The sequence below is a fragment of the Methylobacterium sp. TK26 genome (genome assembly GCF_055361565.1).
This window is the reverse complement of record NZ_CM143965.1, coordinates 3,591,794-3,608,474: the sequence shown is the minus strand read 5'-3', so window position 1 is coordinate 3,608,474 and position 16,681 is coordinate 3,591,794. Positions and strand designations below refer to the sequence as shown.

The following is a 16,681-nucleotide window of genomic DNA, read 5'->3' as shown; positions in this document are numbered from 1 at the left end:
TCAAACCTCGACCTCCAGCTCCTCCAGATCCCCATGGTGGAGCAGCAGCACCCCCGTGGCCCCCGCGAGGCGGCGGGCGGCGGGGGTGAAGCCCGCGTTCGAGACCACCGCCGCGCGATCCCCCTCCCAGTAGCGCAGGGCGGCGGCGGCCTCCTGCACGGCGGCGTTGCCCACCGGGCGCCCGAGCCGCTTGCATTGCACGATGAGGCGGATCCCCTCCCGCTCGGCCACGACGTCCGCCCCCTGGTCGCCGCTCGGCGGGGTCCGGTGGGTGCGCCAGCCCGCCCGCGCCAGGAGCCCGGCGCAGAAGCGCTCGTAATCGATGCCGTCCTCCGGCGCCTCGTCCTCGTCCGGCAGGTCGATTTCGGCCGCCGCCATCTCGATCACCGCCAGCATCCGGGGGCGCTCCCGCTCGAACAGGTCGGCGTCGCGGGGGCCGAGCTGCGGCAGCACCGTCCGGTCGAGGAAATAGTCGCACTCGCGCAGCCAGCCGTCCTCGATCAGGTTGCCGTAGGCATCCTCGAACCGCTCCTGCCGCCGGCGGAGCGCCAGGGTCTCGCCGTGGCGCCGGGCGATGCGGCGGACGCGGGCGCGCAGGCGGCGCGGCCTGTCGAGGTGGCGGGCCAGCACGGCGGCGAGCGCCAGCCCCGTGCCGGCGAAGGCCGCCGGGCCGTACCAGAAGGCGATGGACGCGCCCGTCACCCCCGTCCAGAACAGGCGGGCGACGAGGTTCGGCGGGCGGGCGGGCTCCTCGCCCGCGCCGGGGGACGCGGGGCGCGCGAACGGCATCGGCATCGGCATCGGCAACTCGATCGGTGGTGGCGGCGATGAGCCTCGCAAGCCCCCCTTGCCCGATCCTGAAGCAGCGGGGAAAACCTGTGGATCGCCCGAGACGCCCGGGGACGGCATGAGCACCTATCGCTTCGACAGGCTACTCGCCCCGCGCGCGGTGGCCTTCGTCGGCGCCGGCGCCCGCGAGGGCAGCGTGGGCCGCAGCGTGCTCGCGAACCTGCGCCGCTCGGGCTATCCCGGACGCATCCTCCCCGTTCATCCGACGGAAGCCGCCATCGAGGGGCTCGCCACCGCCCCGACCCTCTCGGCGCTGCCCGCCGTGCCCGACCTCGTGATCGTGGCGGTGCCGCCGGAGGGCGTGCCGGAGGTGGTGGACGAGGCCGGGCGGATCGGCGCGGCGGCGGCCGTCATCCTCAGCGCCGGGCTCGGACGCGGGCCGGAGGATCCCGGCCCCCGGGCGCGGATCGCCGCCCGCGCCCACGGCCTGCGCCTCCTCGGCCCCAGCAGCGCGGGCCTGTGCGTGCCATCGCGACAACTCGATGCGAGCCTCTTCGCCCACGCGCCCTCGGCGGGGGACCTCGCGCTGGTCTCGCAATCGGGCACGGTGGCGGCGGCCATCGTGGAATGGGCGAGCCGGCGGGGGAACGGCTTTTCGGCGGTGATGGCGCTGGGCAACGCCCTCGACATCGACGCCTCCGATTGCCTCGACCATTTCGCCGCCGACATCCGCACCCGCGCGATCCTGCTCTGCCTCGACCGGGTGGAGGATGCCCGCCGCTTCATGTCCGCCGCCCGCGCGGCGGCACGGGCGAAGCCGGTGGTGGTGCTGCGCGCGGGACGCCGCCGGCCCGACGCGCCGGACTGCGCCGGCTCCACCGTGACGCATACCGGCGCGCTGGCCCGGCCCGACGCGGTCTACGCCGCCGCCTTCCGCCGGGCGGGCCTGCTCGCCGTGCAGGATCTCGACGAGATGTTCGCCGCCGTCGAGACCCTCGGCCGGCAGCGCCCCTTCCCCGGCAAGCGCCTCTCGATCCTCACCAACGGCCTCGGCATAGGGCTGCTCGCGGCCGACAAGCTCGCCGACCGCTCCGGCCTCCTCGCCGCGATCCCCGCCGGCAACCCCGTGAACCTCGGCATGGATGCGGGCGGCCCCGCCTTCGCGGCGGCGCTGGCGCCGCTGCTCACCGACGACGCCGGCGACGCGGTGCTGGCGATCCACGTCCCGACGATCCGCTCCGACGCGAAGGCCGTGGCCGGCGCCATCGCCGAGACGGTGACGCAGGCGCGCAAGGGCCCATCGCGCAAGAAGCCGGTCTTCGCCGTCTCCCTCGGGGAGGCCGAGGCCGTGCGCGAGACCTTCGCGGGCGCCGGCATCCCGCATTTCTCCTCCGATTCGGAGGCGATCGAAGGGTTCCTGCACCTCGTCCGCTACCGGGAGGCGCAGGACAACCTGATGCGCACGCCCGATTCGCTGCCGCGCGACTTCTCCCCCGACACCGAGGCGGCGCGGCGGATCGTGGCCGACGCCCTGCGCCAGGGGGCTTCCTGGCTCGACCCGATCGCGGTGAGCGCCCTGCTCTCGGCCTATCGCATCCCGGTGGTGCCGCTGACGCTCGCCCCCGACATCGACGCGGCCGCCGCCGCCGCGTGGCCGCTGATCGCGGGGGGGCAGACGGTGGCGCTCAAGGTCGTCTCGCCGGACATCGTGCACAAATCCGACATCGGCGGCGTCCACCTCGACCTGACGAGCGAGGCCGACGTGCGCGAGGCGGCGCGCAGCATCCTCACCCGGGCGCGGCGGGAGCGGCCGGATGCCCGCGTCACCGGCTTCGCCGTGCAGCCGATGGTGCGCAGGGGCCGCCGCCGGGAGTTGATCGCCGGGCTCGCCGAGGATCCGGTCTTCGGGCCCGTGGTGGTGTTCGGCCGGGGCGGCACCGCCGTCGAGGTGATCGACGACCGGGCGCTGGGCCTGCCGCCCCTCGACATGATCCTCGCCCGCGACCTCATCGGCCGCACGCGGGTGGCACGGCGCCTCGACGCCTACCGCGACGTGCCCGCCGCCGACATCCCGGCCATCGCCCTCACACTGGTGAAGATCGCCCAGCTCGCCGCCGACCTGCCGCAGGTGCGCGAACTCGACATCAACCCCCTGCTCGCCGACGAGACGGGGGTGCTGGCCCTCGACGCGCGGGTGCGGATCGGCCGGGTGCCGCAGACCCGCTTCGGCACCCGCGACCGGCGCGGCGGCGGGCATCCGGGCTTCGCGATCCGCCCCTATCCGGTGGAATGGATCCGCGTCCTCAACCTGAAGGACCGGACCGTGCGGGTGCGCCCGGTGCGGCCAGAGGACGAGGGGCTGTTCCGGGTGTTCTTCGAGAACCTCGACCCGGAGAGCCTGCGCCTGCGCTTCTTCGGCCCGGTGCGGGCCTTCAGCCACGCCTTCCTCACCCGGCTGACGCAGCTCGACTACGCCCGCGCCATCGCCTTCGTGGCGGTGGAGATCGGCCCGGACGGCCGCGAGCGGATGCTCGGCGCGGTGCGCCTCCACGCCGACGCGAACAACGATAGCGGCGAATACGCGATCGGCGTCGGCCAGGACGTGCGCGGCACGGGGCTCGCCTTCGCGCTGATGCGGCTGATGATCGACTGGGCGCGTTCGGAGGGGATCGGCCGGGTGGAGGGCACGGTGCTCTCGGAGAACCGCGCGATGCTCGCCGTCTGCCGCCGCCTCGGCTTCACCCAGAAGCGCGACCCGGAGGATCCGGGGGTGATGAAGGTGCGGCTGGATCTGGGACAAGCCGCTGACACCGAGCGCGCTGCCTCGGGCTGACCGGCATTCGCGTCAGCGGACGACGCGGATCGGGACGCCGATCTGATTCGGAAGTTTACCCCATGCCCGGTCGGTCGTGACCGCAACGGCGGCGCGCTGGCGGGCGAGGGCGAGGCAGGCCCTGTCGCCGAGGGATAACCCAAGGGGACGCGTCGCCGTCCGCATCAGTCCCGCGAGGCGGGCCTGTTCGTCATCGAACGGCTCGACCCTCAGGCGGAGCACACCGAGTGCCCGCGATATCTCCGCCTCCGTTCCCCCCGTATCCGCGAGCTTGGCGACGACTTCGGACAGGTTGACCGCACCGATCACCGACCGATCCAGGATGTCCGTCACCCGTTCCGCGCCGGCCTCCGCATGCAGCAGACACAACAGGGCAGACGCATCCAGAACGTAAGTCTCACTCACGTTCGGCATTCGCTCGCCGTTCTGCGATCAGCTCGTCGGACAGGCTTCGCTCGGCAGGGGCGAAGCCGCGCACGATCGCCTGCGCCGTGCGGATGGCGGCGGACAGGGAGCGCACACGCAACCCATCCTCCGTCAGCTCGACCGTCACGGTGTCGCCGGCGTCCAGACCTAGTTCTCGGCGGAAATCGTTCGGGATCAGCAACTTGCCGTCGTCGCCGATCTTCACCGCCTGCGAAGGCATCGCGATCCCCCTCTTGGACGCATCGGATCCCAGAAGGATGCCTCACAAGGCGGCGCAAAGAAAAGCCCCGCGCATCGCTGCGCAGGGCTCATTCATCTCGCCTGAGTCGGCTCAGTGGCCGCTGTCGGTCGCGTTGCGGGTGGCCTCGTAGAGGAACCACGTGCGCTCCTCGGACTGGTCGATCCACTCTTCCAGCAGCGAGGTGGTCGAGACGTCGTTGGCCTCGTCCGTGACCTCATGGAGCTCGCGCATGTGCGCGGTGAGCGCCTTGTTGTCGTCGCGCAGCTCCTTGAGCATGTCGAGCGGGCTGACATACTCGGCATCGTTGTCGGCGACGCGGGTCAGGCTCTTGGCCTGGCCGAGCGAGCGCAGCACCGTGCCGCCGATCTTGCGGGCGCGCTCGCCCACGGCGTCGATGATCGCGAAGATCTGCTGGGACTGCTCGTCCATCAGCAGGTGGTAATCGCGGAAGTTCGGGCCGCTCACGTGCCAGTGGAAGTTCTTCGTCTTGATGTAGAGGGCGAAGAGGTCCGACAGCAGGACGGTGAGCCCCTCGGCGATCTTCTTGGTGTCGTTCGGATCGAGGTCGGTCGGGGTGTTGAGGCGATCGCTCTCGATACGGCTGACCGGATTGGCCTTGGCCATCGTTCAGGCTCCCATATGCAGGTGGTGTAACAGGTAGGGTCGGCCCCTGACGGGGGGTCCGACCGCGTTCTCACCTGCAATCGCACCGCGCCCTGTTGGTTCCGATCTTTCCCCCCACCGCATGGCAGGGTCCCCTTCAGCGGACGGTGGAGGGCGCCTCGCCGTTGCGGCGCTCGGCCGCGGCCGCCTGGGGCACCGGCCGGGAGGCCGCCGGGCGGGCGCCGACGGAGCCGGTGGCGGCGGGTTCGGAGGGCTTCGGCGCGGCGGCGGTCGGCGCGGGCATGGGCGCCGGCTTGGGGCTGTCGAGGCCGTAGATGTCGTCCCGGAACTGGGCGCGCCCGTCCGGCCCGGCATAGCCCGTGAGATACACGAAGGCGACGGGAACGGGCTTCGGCAGCTTGATGTCCCGGCGCTCGCCGTCGGCGATGCCGGTCTCGATCTCCATCGGGCCCCAGGTCGAGCCTGGCCCGTTCGGCCCCTCGACGCCCTGCAGCAGCCAACCGACGAGTTCCTTCACCTGCCCCACGCGGACGCAGCCGTGGCTGTGGAAGCGCACCGAGCGCGCGAACAGCGACTTGGCTGGCGTATCGTGCATGTAGACGGCAAAACGGTTCGGCATGTCGATGCGGACCTGCCCCAGCGAATTGTCGAGGCCGGAATCCTGGCGCAGCGTGTAGTTCGCCGCCTTCTCCGTCGCCCAATCGACCTTCGTCGGATCGACCTCGGTTCCGCCCGGCCCGAGGATGCGGATCCGGTTCTTGGCGAGGTAGCCGGGGTTCTTCCGCATCTGCGGGATGATCTCGTTCTTCACCACCGAGACCGGCACCGTCCAGGTCGGGTTGAAGTTGATGTCGGTGATGCGCGTCTCGATGGTGGGCGTCGCCTTGTCGGGGGAGCCGACCACGGCGACGTAGCGGCGGACCACCTGCCCGTTCTCCACCGCCTCGACCGTGGCCGAGGGAATGTTCACCGCGACGTAGCGCTCGCCGAAGGCGAATTTCGCGCCCATCAGCCGCGCGGCCGAGGCGGCGAGCTGCTTCTGGCGCGTCTCGGCCGGGATGTTCAGGGCGTTGATAGTAAGCCGACCAAGTATCCCGCTGTCGGGCAGGCCGTGCCGGGCCTGGAACGCCGAGATCGCCGCCACGAGGGGCGGGTCCAGGCGGTCGCTCGGCGGCGCGTCGGCGGGAAGGTCGCCCTCCAGGGTGAGGTGATGGCGCAGGGCCGGGATCGCGGGATGGCGCTCGCCGGGCTTCAGGGTGATGAGGCTGTCCGGCACCTTCTCCCAGCCGCCGGCCTCCACGAAGGCGGCGTATCGCTCGGCGGCGCGCAGGGTGTTCAGGAAGGTCTGCGGCGAGAGCGCCGGGACGGGATCGGTCGAGACCTTGGCATAGACGAGGGGCGCCGGCTCCCGGCTCTTGCGCGCCGCCTCGGCGGCGGGCTGGGCCGCGACGGGGGCGATGTCGACCGGCTTGATCGCGATATCTTTTGCCGGCTCTACTTTCGGCGCCTCGGGAGCGGGCTGCTCCTTCGGCGGGGCGGCCGCCAGATCCTGTGCGCCGAGGGGACCGGCTCCGGTCAGCAGGGCGGACAGGCAGAGGCCGGCCGCGAGGGCGGCACGGGGGCGGCTCTGGGTCGGGACCATACGCAAAACTCCCGACGGCGCCGGGGACGGCGCGGTCGCTCGGGAGAATGGGGGGCCGATGGTTACCAATCCCCTCCGGCACACCCGCTCACGCTGTACCGCGCAGGCGCGCCCGCAACGCGGAGTGGTCCGGCGCGTGACGGAAGGCCGCGATCAGCGCCTCGCGGAACGGCTTCGGCCGCATCGCCTCGTCGAAGGGCAGCGGGCGCTGGCGGAGCCCGTCCCGGCGGCGGTGGTCCGGGTGGTCGTTGAGCCACGTATCGCCGTCAAACAGGCCCCAGGTGACGACATCGAGCAGCGCCGGCTCGTCGAGGGCGACGTCGAGGAAGCGCCGGGCGAAATCCGCCACCGCGCGGTCGCGCGCCTTCGGGTCACCGGGATAGGCCTTGTCGTCGATGTCGAGCTCGGTGATCTCGATGCCGAGCCCCATCTGGCCGATCTCACGCAGGAAACGCCGGAACGTCTCCGCGTCGAACGGCTGGTCGCTGACGAGATGCGCCTGGATGCCGAAGCGCCGGATCGGCACGCCCTTGGCGCGCATCGCCTCCAGCCGCTTGAGGACGCGGGCACGCTTGGCCTCCGCCCAGGGGAAGTCGTGTTCGAGGGAATCCTCGTTCCAGGCGAGGGCCGCCTGGGAATCGGCCTCGTGGGCGATGCGGAAGGCGAGGTCGATGTAATCCGGTCCGAGCGCGGCGAGCCAGGGCGAATCGCGCAGCCCATCCGCGCGGGTGACGGGGCCGTAGCCGGCCATGACCTCGTTGACCACGTCCCACGAGGCGATCATCCCCCGGTAGCGCCCCATCACCGTCCCGGCCCAGCGGCGCAGGAAATCCTCGGCCTTCGCCGGCCCCGCCCCGGCGAGGAGCGGCGCGACCCAGCCCGGCAGGGCCTCGTGCCAGACCAGGGCGTGCCCGCGCAGGCGCTGCCCGTGGGCGCGGGCGAAGCGCACCACGGAATCGGCCGGGGCGAAATCGGTGCGGCCGGGCTCCGGCAGCACCACGGCCATCTTCATTTCGTTGTTGCCGAGGAGCAGCCCGCACTCCCGCGCGAGGAGGGCGCGGAATTCCGCGCTGCGGTTCAGGAGGTTGGAGGGCACCGCCGCGCCGAAGCCGAGGCCCTTGCGCGCGGCCGCGCCCTGCGGCCCCTCCGGCGACCATGACGGCTTGGCCAGCGGCCCGAAATCCGGCGCGGCCGCGACCGCAGGCTGGACTAAGCCGGTCGCCGCAACCCCCGCAAGCAGGTTTCGGCGGTTCAGGGGGATCGACATGCGCTTCCTTGCGACCGCCGGCCTTGCGGGGCGATGGCCTTCCCGCCAGCCTGCCCCATCTCACGCCTTCGCATGAAGATGGAGCAGGAAGCGATGTCCCGACACCCCGCGATCAGCCCCGGCCACAGCGCGGTGGTGACGGGCGCCGCGAGCGGCATCGGCCTCGCCGCCGCGAAGGCCTTCGCCCGCGCCGGCATGAACGTCTGGCTCGCCGACCTGCCGGGGGAGGCGCTGGACGCCGCCCGCGCCGAGGTGGGCGCCCTGGCGGCGGTGGACGTGCGCGCCGTGCCGACCGACGTCTCCGACCGAAGCGCCATGGAAGCGCTGGCGGCGGCCGTGCTGCGCGGCGGCCCGCCGGCCCTCGTGATGCTGAATGCCGGGGTCGAGGCGGGGGGCAAGCTGTTCTCCGACGCCGCCACCTGGGAGCGGATCATCGGCACGAACCTCTGGGGCGTGGTCAACGGCATCCGCGCCTTCGCGCCGGCCATGGCGGAGTCGGGGCGGCCCGGCGCGGTGATCGTCACCGGCTCGAAGCAGGGCATCACCACGCCGCCGGGCAACGCACCCTACAACGTCTCGAAGGCGGGGGTGAAGGCCGTCACCGAGGCGTTGGCCCACGAGCTGCGCAGCCGCGAGGGCTGCCGGACCAGCGCCCACCTGCTGATCCCCGGCTTCGTCTATACCGGCCTCGCCAAGGCCCGGGGCGTCGCCGAGAAGCCGGCCGGCGCCTGGACGCCGGAGGAGACGATCACCTTCATGCTGGAGCGCATGGAGCAGGGCGACTTCTACATCCTCTGCCCCGACAACGAGACCACGCGCGAACAGGACGAGAAACGCATGGCCTGGGCGATGGGCGACATCATCGAGAACCGCCCCGCCCTGTCCCGCTGGCATCCCGATCATGCCGAGGCGTTCAAGCGGTCCATGGAGGGGTAGACCCTCGCCCCGGGGAGCCGCCCTTGGCGCGGCTCCTGCAGCGGAGTAAGCCCGCCCCGTCCCAGGCTCGTTCGGGAGCCGCCCCGCGGGGTATGCCGCCATAGACCGGGAGCCGCCCTTGGCCACGACGATCATTCCCGTCGCCTCGTTCGATTGCGTCGTCTTCGGCGCGACCGGAGACCTGACCGCGCGCAAGCTCCTGCCGGCCCTGTATTATCGGTTCCGCGACGGCCAGATCCCCGGCACCAGCCGGATCATCGGCGCCTCCCGCTCGGACCTCTCGGTCGATGCCTTCCGCGAGCATGCCCGCGACGCCCTGAAGCGATTCGTGCCGGGCCACGACCTGCCCGACGGTGCGCTGACCGATTTCCTCGCCCATCTCGACTACGTCGCCGTGGACGGCACGGGCGACGACGGCTGGGACGATCTGGTGGCCAAGCTCGCCGAGCGCCCCGATCAGGTGCGGCCCTACTACCTCGCCACCTCCCCCGACCTCTACGGCGCGATCTGCCGGAACCTTGCCGACCATGGGCTGATCGGCGAGAAGTCCCGCGTCGTGCTGGAGAAGCCGATCGGCAAGGACCTCAAGTCGGCCCAGGCGATCAACGACGCGGTGGGCGAGGTCTTCCCCGAATCGCAGATCTTCCGGATCGACCACTATCTCGGCAAGGAGACGGTGCAGAACCTGCTCTCGCTCCGCTTCGCCAACACCATCTTCGAGCGGCTCTGGACGGCGGACGTGATCGACCACGTCCAGATCACCGTCGCCGAGACCGTCGGCGTCGAGGGCCGCGCGGGCTATTACGACACGTCGGGCGCCCTGCGCGACATGCTGCAGAACCACATCCTGCAGCTCCTCTGCCTCACGGCGATGGAGAGCCCCCTCAACCTCGAAGCCAATTCCGTCCGAGACGAGAAGCTGAAGGTGCTGCGCGCCCTGAAGCCGATCACCGGACACGACATCCAGTCGGTGACGGTGCGCGGCCAGTACGTCGCCGGGGCGGTGGGCGGGCAACCTGTTGCCGGCTATCTGGATGAACTCGGGCACGAGAGCCGCACCGAGACCTTCGTGGCGTTGAAGGTGGAGGTGCAGTCCGGCCGCTGGGCGGGGGTGCCGTTCTACCTGCGCACCGGCAAGCGCCTGCCCCAGAAGCTCTCCGAGATCGTGGTGCAGTTCCGCGCCTCGCCCTTCTCGATCTTCCCCGTGGAGGCCTTCGGCCGCGAGCCGAACCGGCTGGTGATCCGCCTGCAGCCGCAGGAGGGCATGAAGCTGGAGGTGATGACCAAGGATCCCGGCCCCGGCGGGCTTCGCCTACGGCCGACCGACCTCGACATCTCCTTCGAGGAGACGTTCAAGCAGCGCTATCCCGACGCCTACGAGCGCCTGCTGATGGATGTGGTGCGCGGCAACGCCACCCTGTTCATGCGCCGGGACGAGGTGGAGGCGGCCTGGGCCTGGGCCGGCAGCATCCTGAACGCCTGGGCCGAGCGGCCGGAGGCCCCGCGCCCCTACGCGGCGGGCTCCTGGGGGCCGACCGCCGCCATCGCCCTGATCGAGCGCGACGGCCGCACCTGGCACGAGGAGCTGCGGGTTTAAAATAGGGGACGGAACGGGGCGGCGGGTTGCCTTACGGCCAAGCTGCCCTTTTCCCGCCAAGCCTCGTCCCGACACTGGGCCACCCGGGAGACCGGCACGGCACAGGGACGAGACCCATGCAGGAGCGCAACGGACAGGACCATGTCGATGCCGAGCGGCGGCTGCAGCGCTCGGTGGCCTCCGTCCTGCGGATCATCCACGCGGCGCAAGCCGAGCGGCAGGCGCCTCCGGTGCGTGCGGCCCGCCAGCATCTGGGGCAGATCTACCGGGCGACGCGCCTCGCGCGGGCGAAGGAGCGGCTCTCCGCCTCCTGAGGCGGGCTGCGGCTGGCGACCCCGGTAGGGCTCGAACCTACGACCTGCCGCTTAGAAGGCGGCTGCTCTATCCAGCTGAGCTACGGAGTCTGGTGCCGGCCGCCCCCGAAAAGCCACGGGGGAGCCCTTCGGTCAAGGCGTGGCGCCCGCCCTGCGGCCGAACGGCTTGCGCGCGGCGCCGGTTTTCGACACCTCACGGGCCAAGTCACCGGCCAAGCGCCCCCCAGGAACGTCCCCTTGTCCGCCCCCTCCCCGCAGGCCCCCTCCCCCCGCCGCGTCCGGCCCCGGAGGAGCGACGGGCGCGGCAGCCTCGGACAGCCGGGGGCCGACCTCGCCCGCCTGCCGATCGCCCTCGACCTGCGCAGCGTCCAGGTGTCGGAGGGCATCCGGGCAGGCTTCGCCTTCGGCGTGGTGTTCCTGCTCCATGCCCTGGTGGAGTGGCCGCCGCTGCTCTCCATGGCCTTCGCGGCCAACCTCGCCTGCTTCTGCGACACGGGCGGGCCGATGCGGGTGCGCCTGCGGGCGCTCACCGCCTTCTCCCTGGTCGGCGGCCTCGTCTGGGGCGGGCTCGGCCTGCTGCGGCCGGTGGGCCTGCCCGTCGTGGTGCCCGTCGCCTGCGCGGTGATCTTCGCCTGCACCTACATCCGCGTCTGGAGCATCCAGGCGCAGGCGGCGGGCAACGTGCTCGTCGTGGTGGTGTGCATCGCCCTCGACCGGGCGCTCACCCCGGAGCAGGCTGGGCTCACCGCCGTGATGTTCGCGGCCGGCGGCCTGTGGGCGACCTTCCTCGCCCTGGTGATCTGGCGGCTGCACCCCTACCGGCCGGCGCACCGGGCGGTCGCCGACGTCTGGCGCGGCCTCGCCCGGCTGGTGGGCGACCTCGAACGGCTGGCGGCCCTGCCGGAGCCGGAGACCGAGGCGTTCGACGGCCATTCCCGCGCCCACCGCAGGGGCGTGCGCACGGGGATCGAGACCGCGCGCACGATGATCCTCGACCTCGCCCGCAGCCGGGAGCGCGTCTCCGAGCGCACCGCTCAGGCGCTGCTGCGGCTGGAGAGCGCCGAGCAGATCTTCTCCAACCTCATCGCCGTCACCGAACTGCTCGACAGCCGGCCCTCGCCGGAGCAGCGCGCGGCGGCCCAGCGCTTCCTGCGGCGCCTGCGCCCCCTCCTCGTGGTGATCGCCCGCGCGATCCGCGACGACGCCAGCCTCGACCTCGCACGGCTCGAACCGGCCCTGGGGCGGGCCACGGAAGGGCTCGCCGCCGAGCCGACCCTCGCGCGCCTCGCGGAGCGGATCGTCGGCCGGGTGCGGATCGGCGCCAAGCTCTCGACGCCGGAGGGCTACCGCCCCGGCGGCCTCGACGAGGGCGGACGGCTCGGCTGGCGGGCGCGCACCCTCGATCCCCTCGTGCAGAACTTCACGACCTCCTCGCCGAACCTGCGCCACGCGGTGCGGGCCACCGCCGTGGCGGCGCCGGCCCTGGCGGGCACGCTCAGCTACGGCGGCACCTTTGCCCATTGGCTCGTCATCACCCTGGTGCTGACCATGCAGCCCTATTACGCCGCCACGTGGCAGCGGGCGCTGGAGCGGATCGGCGGGACGGTGCTCGGCGGGCTGGTGGGGGCCGTGCTCGCCTATTTCGCGGCGACGCCCCTGTGGCAGGCGGGGCTGATCCTGGCGCTCAGCATCGTCGGCTTCGCCGCGCGCCAGATCTCCTACGGCTTCTTCGTCACCTGCCTCACACCCCTCGTGGTGCTGCTGGTGGAGGTGCTGGAGCCCGGCCATTCCTCCTGGGAGATCGTGGCCGAGCGGGCGGGGTTCACGGTGCTCGGCGGGCTGATCGCCGTGGCGAGCTGCCTCGTGATCTGGCCGATCTGGGAGCCCGATCAGGTGCGGCGGGAACTGCGCCGCGCCCTCACCACCCATGCCGCCTTCGCCCGGGCCGTGCTCGCGGCGGGCGACGACCGGGAGGCGGCGATCGAGGCGGCCGCCCGCGAGGCGGGCCTCGCCCTCAACGATCTGGAAGCCGCCCTCTCCCGCGCCCTGCAGCAGCCCCGTGCGGGGCACCATCCGGAGGTCGAATCGGCGATGGTCGCCGACGCGACCCTGCGCCGAATCAGTGCCCGGCTCTCCGTGCTGCGCCACGCGCCGGATGCGGCGGGGCCGGTCGCCCCGGCCTGGAAAGACTGGATCGTGGAGACGCTGAAGGCGCTCGGCACCGACGCCCCGGCCCTGCCCGGGCGACCGGACGCCGCGCAGGGTCCCTCCCTGGCGCGGCTCTCGGCCCAGGTCGATCTCCTGACCGGCACCCTGCGCCCCGGCAGCAACCGCGCCGCCGCCCTCGCGCCGGGTTGAGCCGCCGCCCCGCGGCTGCTAGCAAGCGAGGGCTCACGAGCAGCCGGGCCGGCGTAGCACAGCGGTAGTGCAGCGGTTTTGTAAACCGAAGGTCGGGGGTTCGATCCCCTCCGCCGGCACCATCCTCGCCGCGCGCGCGGCGAGGGGCCGGACGCGCCGGCCTCAGCGGCCGTAGACGTCCTCGATGCGGATGATGTCGTCCTCGCCGGTATAGGAGCCGACCTGCACCTCGATCAGTTCGAGGGGGATCTTGCCCGGGTTGGACAGGCGGTGGACGCAGCCGATCGGCAGGTAGATCGCCTCGTTCTCGTGGACGAGGGTGACGTGGTCGTCCACCGTCACCTCGGCGGTGCCGTGGACCACCACCCAATGCTCGGCCCGGTGGAAATGCTTCTGCAGCGAGAGCCGGGCGCCGGGCTTCACGGTGATCCGCTTCACCTGGAAGCGCGCGCCGATGTCGATGCGCTGGTAGCTGCCCCAGGGGCGGTACATCAGGCGGTGGGCGTCGGCCTCGGGCTCGCGCCGGGCACGCAGCTGCTCCACGAGGCTTTTCACCTCGCCGCCCCGCTCGCGGCTCGTGACGAGCACTGCATCGGAGGTGGCGACCACCACCACGTCGTCGAGGCCGACCACCGTGGTCAGCAACTCGCCCTCGCTGTGCACGAGGCTGTTGCGGGTGCCGTGCAGGGCGACGCGGCCGCGCGTGGCGTTGCCGCTGGCATCCTGCGGCGAGACCTCCCACAGGGCACCCCAGGTGCCGATGTCGGACCACGGGAACGAGACCGGCAGCACCGCCGCGCGGGAGGTCCGCTCCATCACCGCGTAGTCGATCGAGATCTGCGGCGAGGTCAGGAACGCCGTCGTGTCGAGGCGCAGGAAGTCAAGGTCGCGGGTGGCCTTCTCGAGGGAGGCCTCCGCCGCCGCGAGCACCTCGGGGGCATGGGTGCGCAGTTCCTCGAGCATCACGTCGGCCCGGAACAGGAAGTAGCCGCTGTTCCACAGGGCGCTTTCCCCGATCAGGCGCTCGGCGCGGGAGGCGTTCGGCTTTTCGAGGAAGCGCTCCACCACCCGCGCGCCCGCCTCGCCGGCGGCGCCGTGCAGGGGCTCGCCGGGCTGGATGTAGCCATAGGCGGTCGAGGGCGAGGTCGGGACGATGCCCAGCGTCATGATGCGCCCGGCCTTCGCGCCGAGGCTCGCGGCGCGCACGGCGTCGAGGAAGGCGGCATCGTCGCCCACGACGTGGTCCGCCGCCAGGATCAGCACCAGTGCGTCGGGCTGGCGGGCGGCGGCGTGGAGCGCGGCGACCGTCACCGCCGCCGCCGAGTCGCGCCGGGCGGGTTCGAGGAGGATGTCCGCCGCAAGATTGGCCTGCGCCAGCTGCTCCGCCACGATGAACCGGGCATCGTTGGCGGTGATGATCGCGGGCCGCGCGAATACGGTCGCGTCGGTCACGCGGGCGGCGGTCGCCTGGAAGGACGAGCGATGCGCCTCGGCCAGGGGGATGAACTGCTTCGGGAAGCTTTCGCGCGAGGCCGGCCACAGGCGCGTGCCGGAGCCGCCGCACAGGATGACCGGATGGATGAAGTCTGCATTGTCACCCGACATCGGCTCGCTCCTGCCGTCACATTGGATCTGCACCGGACCGCATGAGGACTGTCATGTCGGCGCACTGAATTCTGGGCTCTGTATCAGAAAGCAGAATTGCCCGGTAAAAAAGCCAACTTGGACTTAACGATGGCATCCCAGCCCACTTCACGCCGGCAATAACCGGGCCAGGGGGAACGGCCCGGCGGGATTCCGCGCATCTCATGCCGCATCGCACGCGGCGGGTCGAGTCCTTCTGCAACTTGCGCTGGATCAAGGCCCCCGGCGCCGCAAGGTCCAGGATACGGCCTGCGCTGCGGGAGGCGGTCATGGGCTATGCGAGCATCATGGTGGCGGTCGATGCGGAGGAGGGATCGCGCGACCGGGTGAGGATGGCGGGCCACCTCGCCGACCTGTTCGCCGCCCGGCTCATCGGCGTCGCGGCCGAGCGGCCGGATTACGGGCTCTTCACCACGGATCCCGGCGCGGGCGGCCCCTACGTCATGCCGGTGCTGCACGAGAACTGCCTGGAGCGGATGCGGCGGGCGGAGGCCCTGTTCGCGGAGGCCGCCGCCGGGCGCAGCCGGCTGGCCTGGCGCTCCGACCTCGCCGACCCGCTGCTGTTCCTCCTGACGCAGTCCATGGCCGCCGACCTCGTGGTGATCGGCCGGCAGGCGCGGGACAACCCGGCCGAACGCTTCGCCATCGCCCCCGCCGACGCGGTGATGCAGAGCGGGCGCCCGGTCCTCATCGCGCCGCCGGGCCTTTCCTATTGCGACACGACCCGCATCGCCATCGGCTGGAAGAACACCCGCGAGGGGCGGCGCGCCGTGGCCGATGCGATGCCGCTCCTGCGCCGGGCCTCACGGGTCGTGGTCTGCCACGTCGCGGACGGAAGCGGCCCCGACGAGGCGGACGACCTCGTCCGCGTGCTGGAGGCCAGGGGCATCGAGGCCAGCGCCGCCCGGACGGAGGGCGACGGCGCGGCCACCGCCGAGGCGCTGGTGGACCTCGCCTGCGAACACGCCGCCGGCCTGCTCGTGGCCGGGGCCTACGGCCATTCCCGCCTCAGCGAATGGGCCTTCGGCGGCGTCACCCGCGATCTGATGCGGACGTGCCCGCTCTGCTGCTTGATGAGCCACTAGCGAAAACTTGCCCGAATACGGGAAATGCGTCCGCGATATGGACGCTTTTCCGTCACCCGGGGAGACATGACTGCACCATTGGCCAAGCCGGCGCTGCATAACGGCCGATTGGCCTGAACGGTTGTTTGCGGTAGCGTCCCATGGGTGCGCAGTTTGAGGGCGCGGGACGGGGTGCAGGCGCATGATCGCCACCGAAATGACGTCTGCGCCCTCACACACCTGCCACCATGGGCGGCAGGACGAAGGGTGCCAGGATTGCAAGGCGCGGCTGTTCAGCGTTTGCGCGGCCCTCACCACCGACGAGCTCGACGAGCTCGAAGCCCTCAGCCGGCCGATCGGCCTCGCCCCCCGGCAGGCGCTGTTCGCGCAGGACGACGAGGCGACGGCGGTCTACAACGTGACGGACGGGGCGATCCGCCTGTCCCGCCTGCTGCCGGATGGGCGGCGGCACGTGATGGGCTTCGCCCTGACCGGCGATTTCCTCGGCCTCGCCCTGCCGGAGCGGTTCGCCGTGACCGCCGAGGCCCTCGGACAGGCCACCCTGTGCCGGTTCGAGCGCGGCGCCTTCAAGGCGCTGGTGGCGGACAAGCCCCACCTGCTGCAGCGCCTGCACGAGCGCGCCGGCTACGAGCTCACCCTGGCCCAGGACCAGATGATGCTGCTCGGCCGCCGCACCGCCGAGGAGAAGGTCGCCCTCTTCCTCGTGGGCCTGCGGCAGCGCTACCTGCGCATCGGCCACGATTCGATCACCCTCGAACTGCCGATGGGGCGGCAGGACATCGCCGACCATCTCGGCCTCACCATCGAGACGGTGAGCCGGATGCTCACCCGCTTCGACCGCGAGCGGATCATCCTGATCGTCCCCGGCGGCGTGCGCCTGCTCGATCCGGCCCGCCTGGACCGCCTCGCCGCCGGCTGAACCGGC

General features: G+C 72.0%; 14 protein-coding genes and 2 tRNA genes. 8 read left to right on the top strand and 8 right to left on the bottom strand.

Annotation, left to right across the window (positions count from 1 at the left end):
- Positions 1–789, bottom strand: a complete 789-nt coding sequence (locus ACXJ1Y_RS17550) for a restriction endonuclease (RefSeq protein WP_463847436.1) — start codon at positions 787–789, stop codon at positions 1–3.
- Positions 790–907: 118 nt separating this feature from the next.
- On the opposite strand from ACXJ1Y_RS17550, the gene ACXJ1Y_RS17545 reads away from it, so the two are divergent.
- A complete protein-coding gene (locus ACXJ1Y_RS17545) occupies positions 908–3,622 on the top strand; it encodes a bifunctional acetate--CoA ligase family protein/GNAT family N-acetyltransferase (protein ID WP_463847435.1) in 2,715 nt (904 codons plus the stop codon).
- A 12-nt stretch (positions 3,623–3,634) separates the two neighbouring features.
- On the opposite strand, the gene ACXJ1Y_RS17540 is transcribed toward ACXJ1Y_RS17545, so the two are convergent.
- The 5 genes from ACXJ1Y_RS17540 to ACXJ1Y_RS17520 form a co-directional block, all read right to left on the bottom strand.
- Positions 3,635–4,036, bottom strand: coding sequence for a type II toxin-antitoxin system VapC family toxin (locus ACXJ1Y_RS17540; protein WP_463847434.1), 402 nt, complete (start codon positions 4,034–4,036; stop codon positions 3,635–3,637).
- Entirely contained in the window at positions 4,020–4,268 is a 249-nt protein-coding gene (locus ACXJ1Y_RS17535) for an AbrB/MazE/SpoVT family DNA-binding domain-containing protein (RefSeq protein WP_342162326.1), read from the bottom strand. Before ACXJ1Y_RS17535 ends, ACXJ1Y_RS17540 begins: the two co-directional genes overlap by 17 nt.
- Before the next feature lie 111 nt (positions 4,269–4,379).
- Positions 4,380–4,913: a Dps family protein gene (locus tag ACXJ1Y_RS17530; protein WP_243959569.1), complete on the bottom strand. Its 534-nt coding sequence runs from the start codon at positions 4,911–4,913 to the stop codon at positions 4,380–4,382.
- A gap of 136 nt (positions 4,914–5,049) precedes the next feature.
- Positions 5,050–6,555, bottom strand: a complete 1,506-nt coding sequence (locus ACXJ1Y_RS17525) for a L,D-transpeptidase family protein (protein WP_463847433.1) — start codon at positions 6,553–6,555, stop codon at positions 5,050–5,052.
- A gap of 88 nt (positions 6,556–6,643) precedes the next feature.
- Positions 6,644–7,822, bottom strand: a complete 1,179-nt coding sequence (locus ACXJ1Y_RS17520; protein WP_463847432.1) for an endo-1,4-beta-xylanase — start codon at positions 7,820–7,822, stop codon at positions 6,644–6,646.
- Between the two features lie 93 nt (positions 7,823–7,915).
- Between ACXJ1Y_RS17520 and ACXJ1Y_RS17515 the strand changes: the two genes are divergently transcribed.
- From ACXJ1Y_RS17515 to ACXJ1Y_RS17505, 3 genes are all read left to right on the top strand, one after another.
- Positions 7,916–8,758 (top strand): SDR family NAD(P)-dependent oxidoreductase, encoded by an 843-nt coding sequence (locus ACXJ1Y_RS17515; protein WP_463847431.1) that lies wholly within the window; start codon positions 7,916–7,918, stop codon positions 8,756–8,758.
- A 118-nt stretch (positions 8,759–8,876) separates the two neighbouring features.
- Positions 8,877–10,355, top strand: a complete 1,479-nt coding sequence (zwf, locus tag ACXJ1Y_RS17510) for a glucose-6-phosphate dehydrogenase (RefSeq protein WP_463847430.1) — start codon at positions 8,877–8,879, stop codon at positions 10,353–10,355.
- 116 nt (positions 10,356–10,471) lie between these two features.
- Entirely contained in the window at positions 10,472–10,669 is a 198-nt protein-coding gene (locus tag ACXJ1Y_RS17505; RefSeq protein WP_463847429.1) for a hypothetical protein, read from the top strand.
- 13 nt (positions 10,670–10,682) lie between these two features.
- Here ACXJ1Y_RS17505 and ACXJ1Y_RS17500 read toward each other — a convergent pair.
- Positions 10,683–10,759, bottom strand: a tRNA-Arg gene (locus tag ACXJ1Y_RS17500).
- A gap of 147 nt (positions 10,760–10,906) precedes the next feature.
- On the opposite strand from ACXJ1Y_RS17500, the gene ACXJ1Y_RS17495 reads away from it, so the two are divergent.
- Together ACXJ1Y_RS17495 and ACXJ1Y_RS17490 are read left to right on the top strand one after the other, a co-directional pair.
- On the top strand, positions 10,907–13,027 hold the full coding sequence (locus ACXJ1Y_RS17495; RefSeq protein ID WP_463847428.1) for an FUSC family protein: 2,121 nt from the start codon (positions 10,907–10,909) through the stop codon (positions 13,025–13,027).
- Positions 13,028–13,074: 47 nt separating this feature from the next.
- Positions 13,075–13,149, top strand: a tRNA-Thr gene (locus tag ACXJ1Y_RS17490).
- 40 nt (positions 13,150–13,189) lie between these two features.
- On the opposite strand, the gene ACXJ1Y_RS17485 is transcribed toward ACXJ1Y_RS17490, so the two are convergent.
- A complete protein-coding gene (locus tag ACXJ1Y_RS17485; RefSeq protein ID WP_463847427.1) occupies positions 13,190–14,632 on the bottom strand; it encodes a mannose-1-phosphate guanylyltransferase/mannose-6-phosphate isomerase in 1,443 nt (480 codons plus the stop codon).
- Positions 14,633–14,940: 308 nt separating this feature from the next.
- Between ACXJ1Y_RS17485 and ACXJ1Y_RS17480 the strand changes: the two genes are divergently transcribed.
- A complete protein-coding gene (locus ACXJ1Y_RS17480) occupies positions 14,941–15,756 on the top strand; it encodes a universal stress protein (protein ID WP_463847426.1) in 816 nt (271 codons plus the stop codon).
- A gap of 196 nt (positions 15,757–15,952) precedes the next feature.
- The gene (locus ACXJ1Y_RS17475; protein ID WP_463850148.1) at positions 15,953–16,675 is read left to right on the top strand and encodes a Crp/Fnr family transcriptional regulator; all 723 of its coding nucleotides are present in this window, start codon (positions 15,953–15,955) and stop codon (positions 16,673–16,675) included.
- The last annotated feature ends 6 nt before the right edge of the window (positions 16,676–16,681 follow it).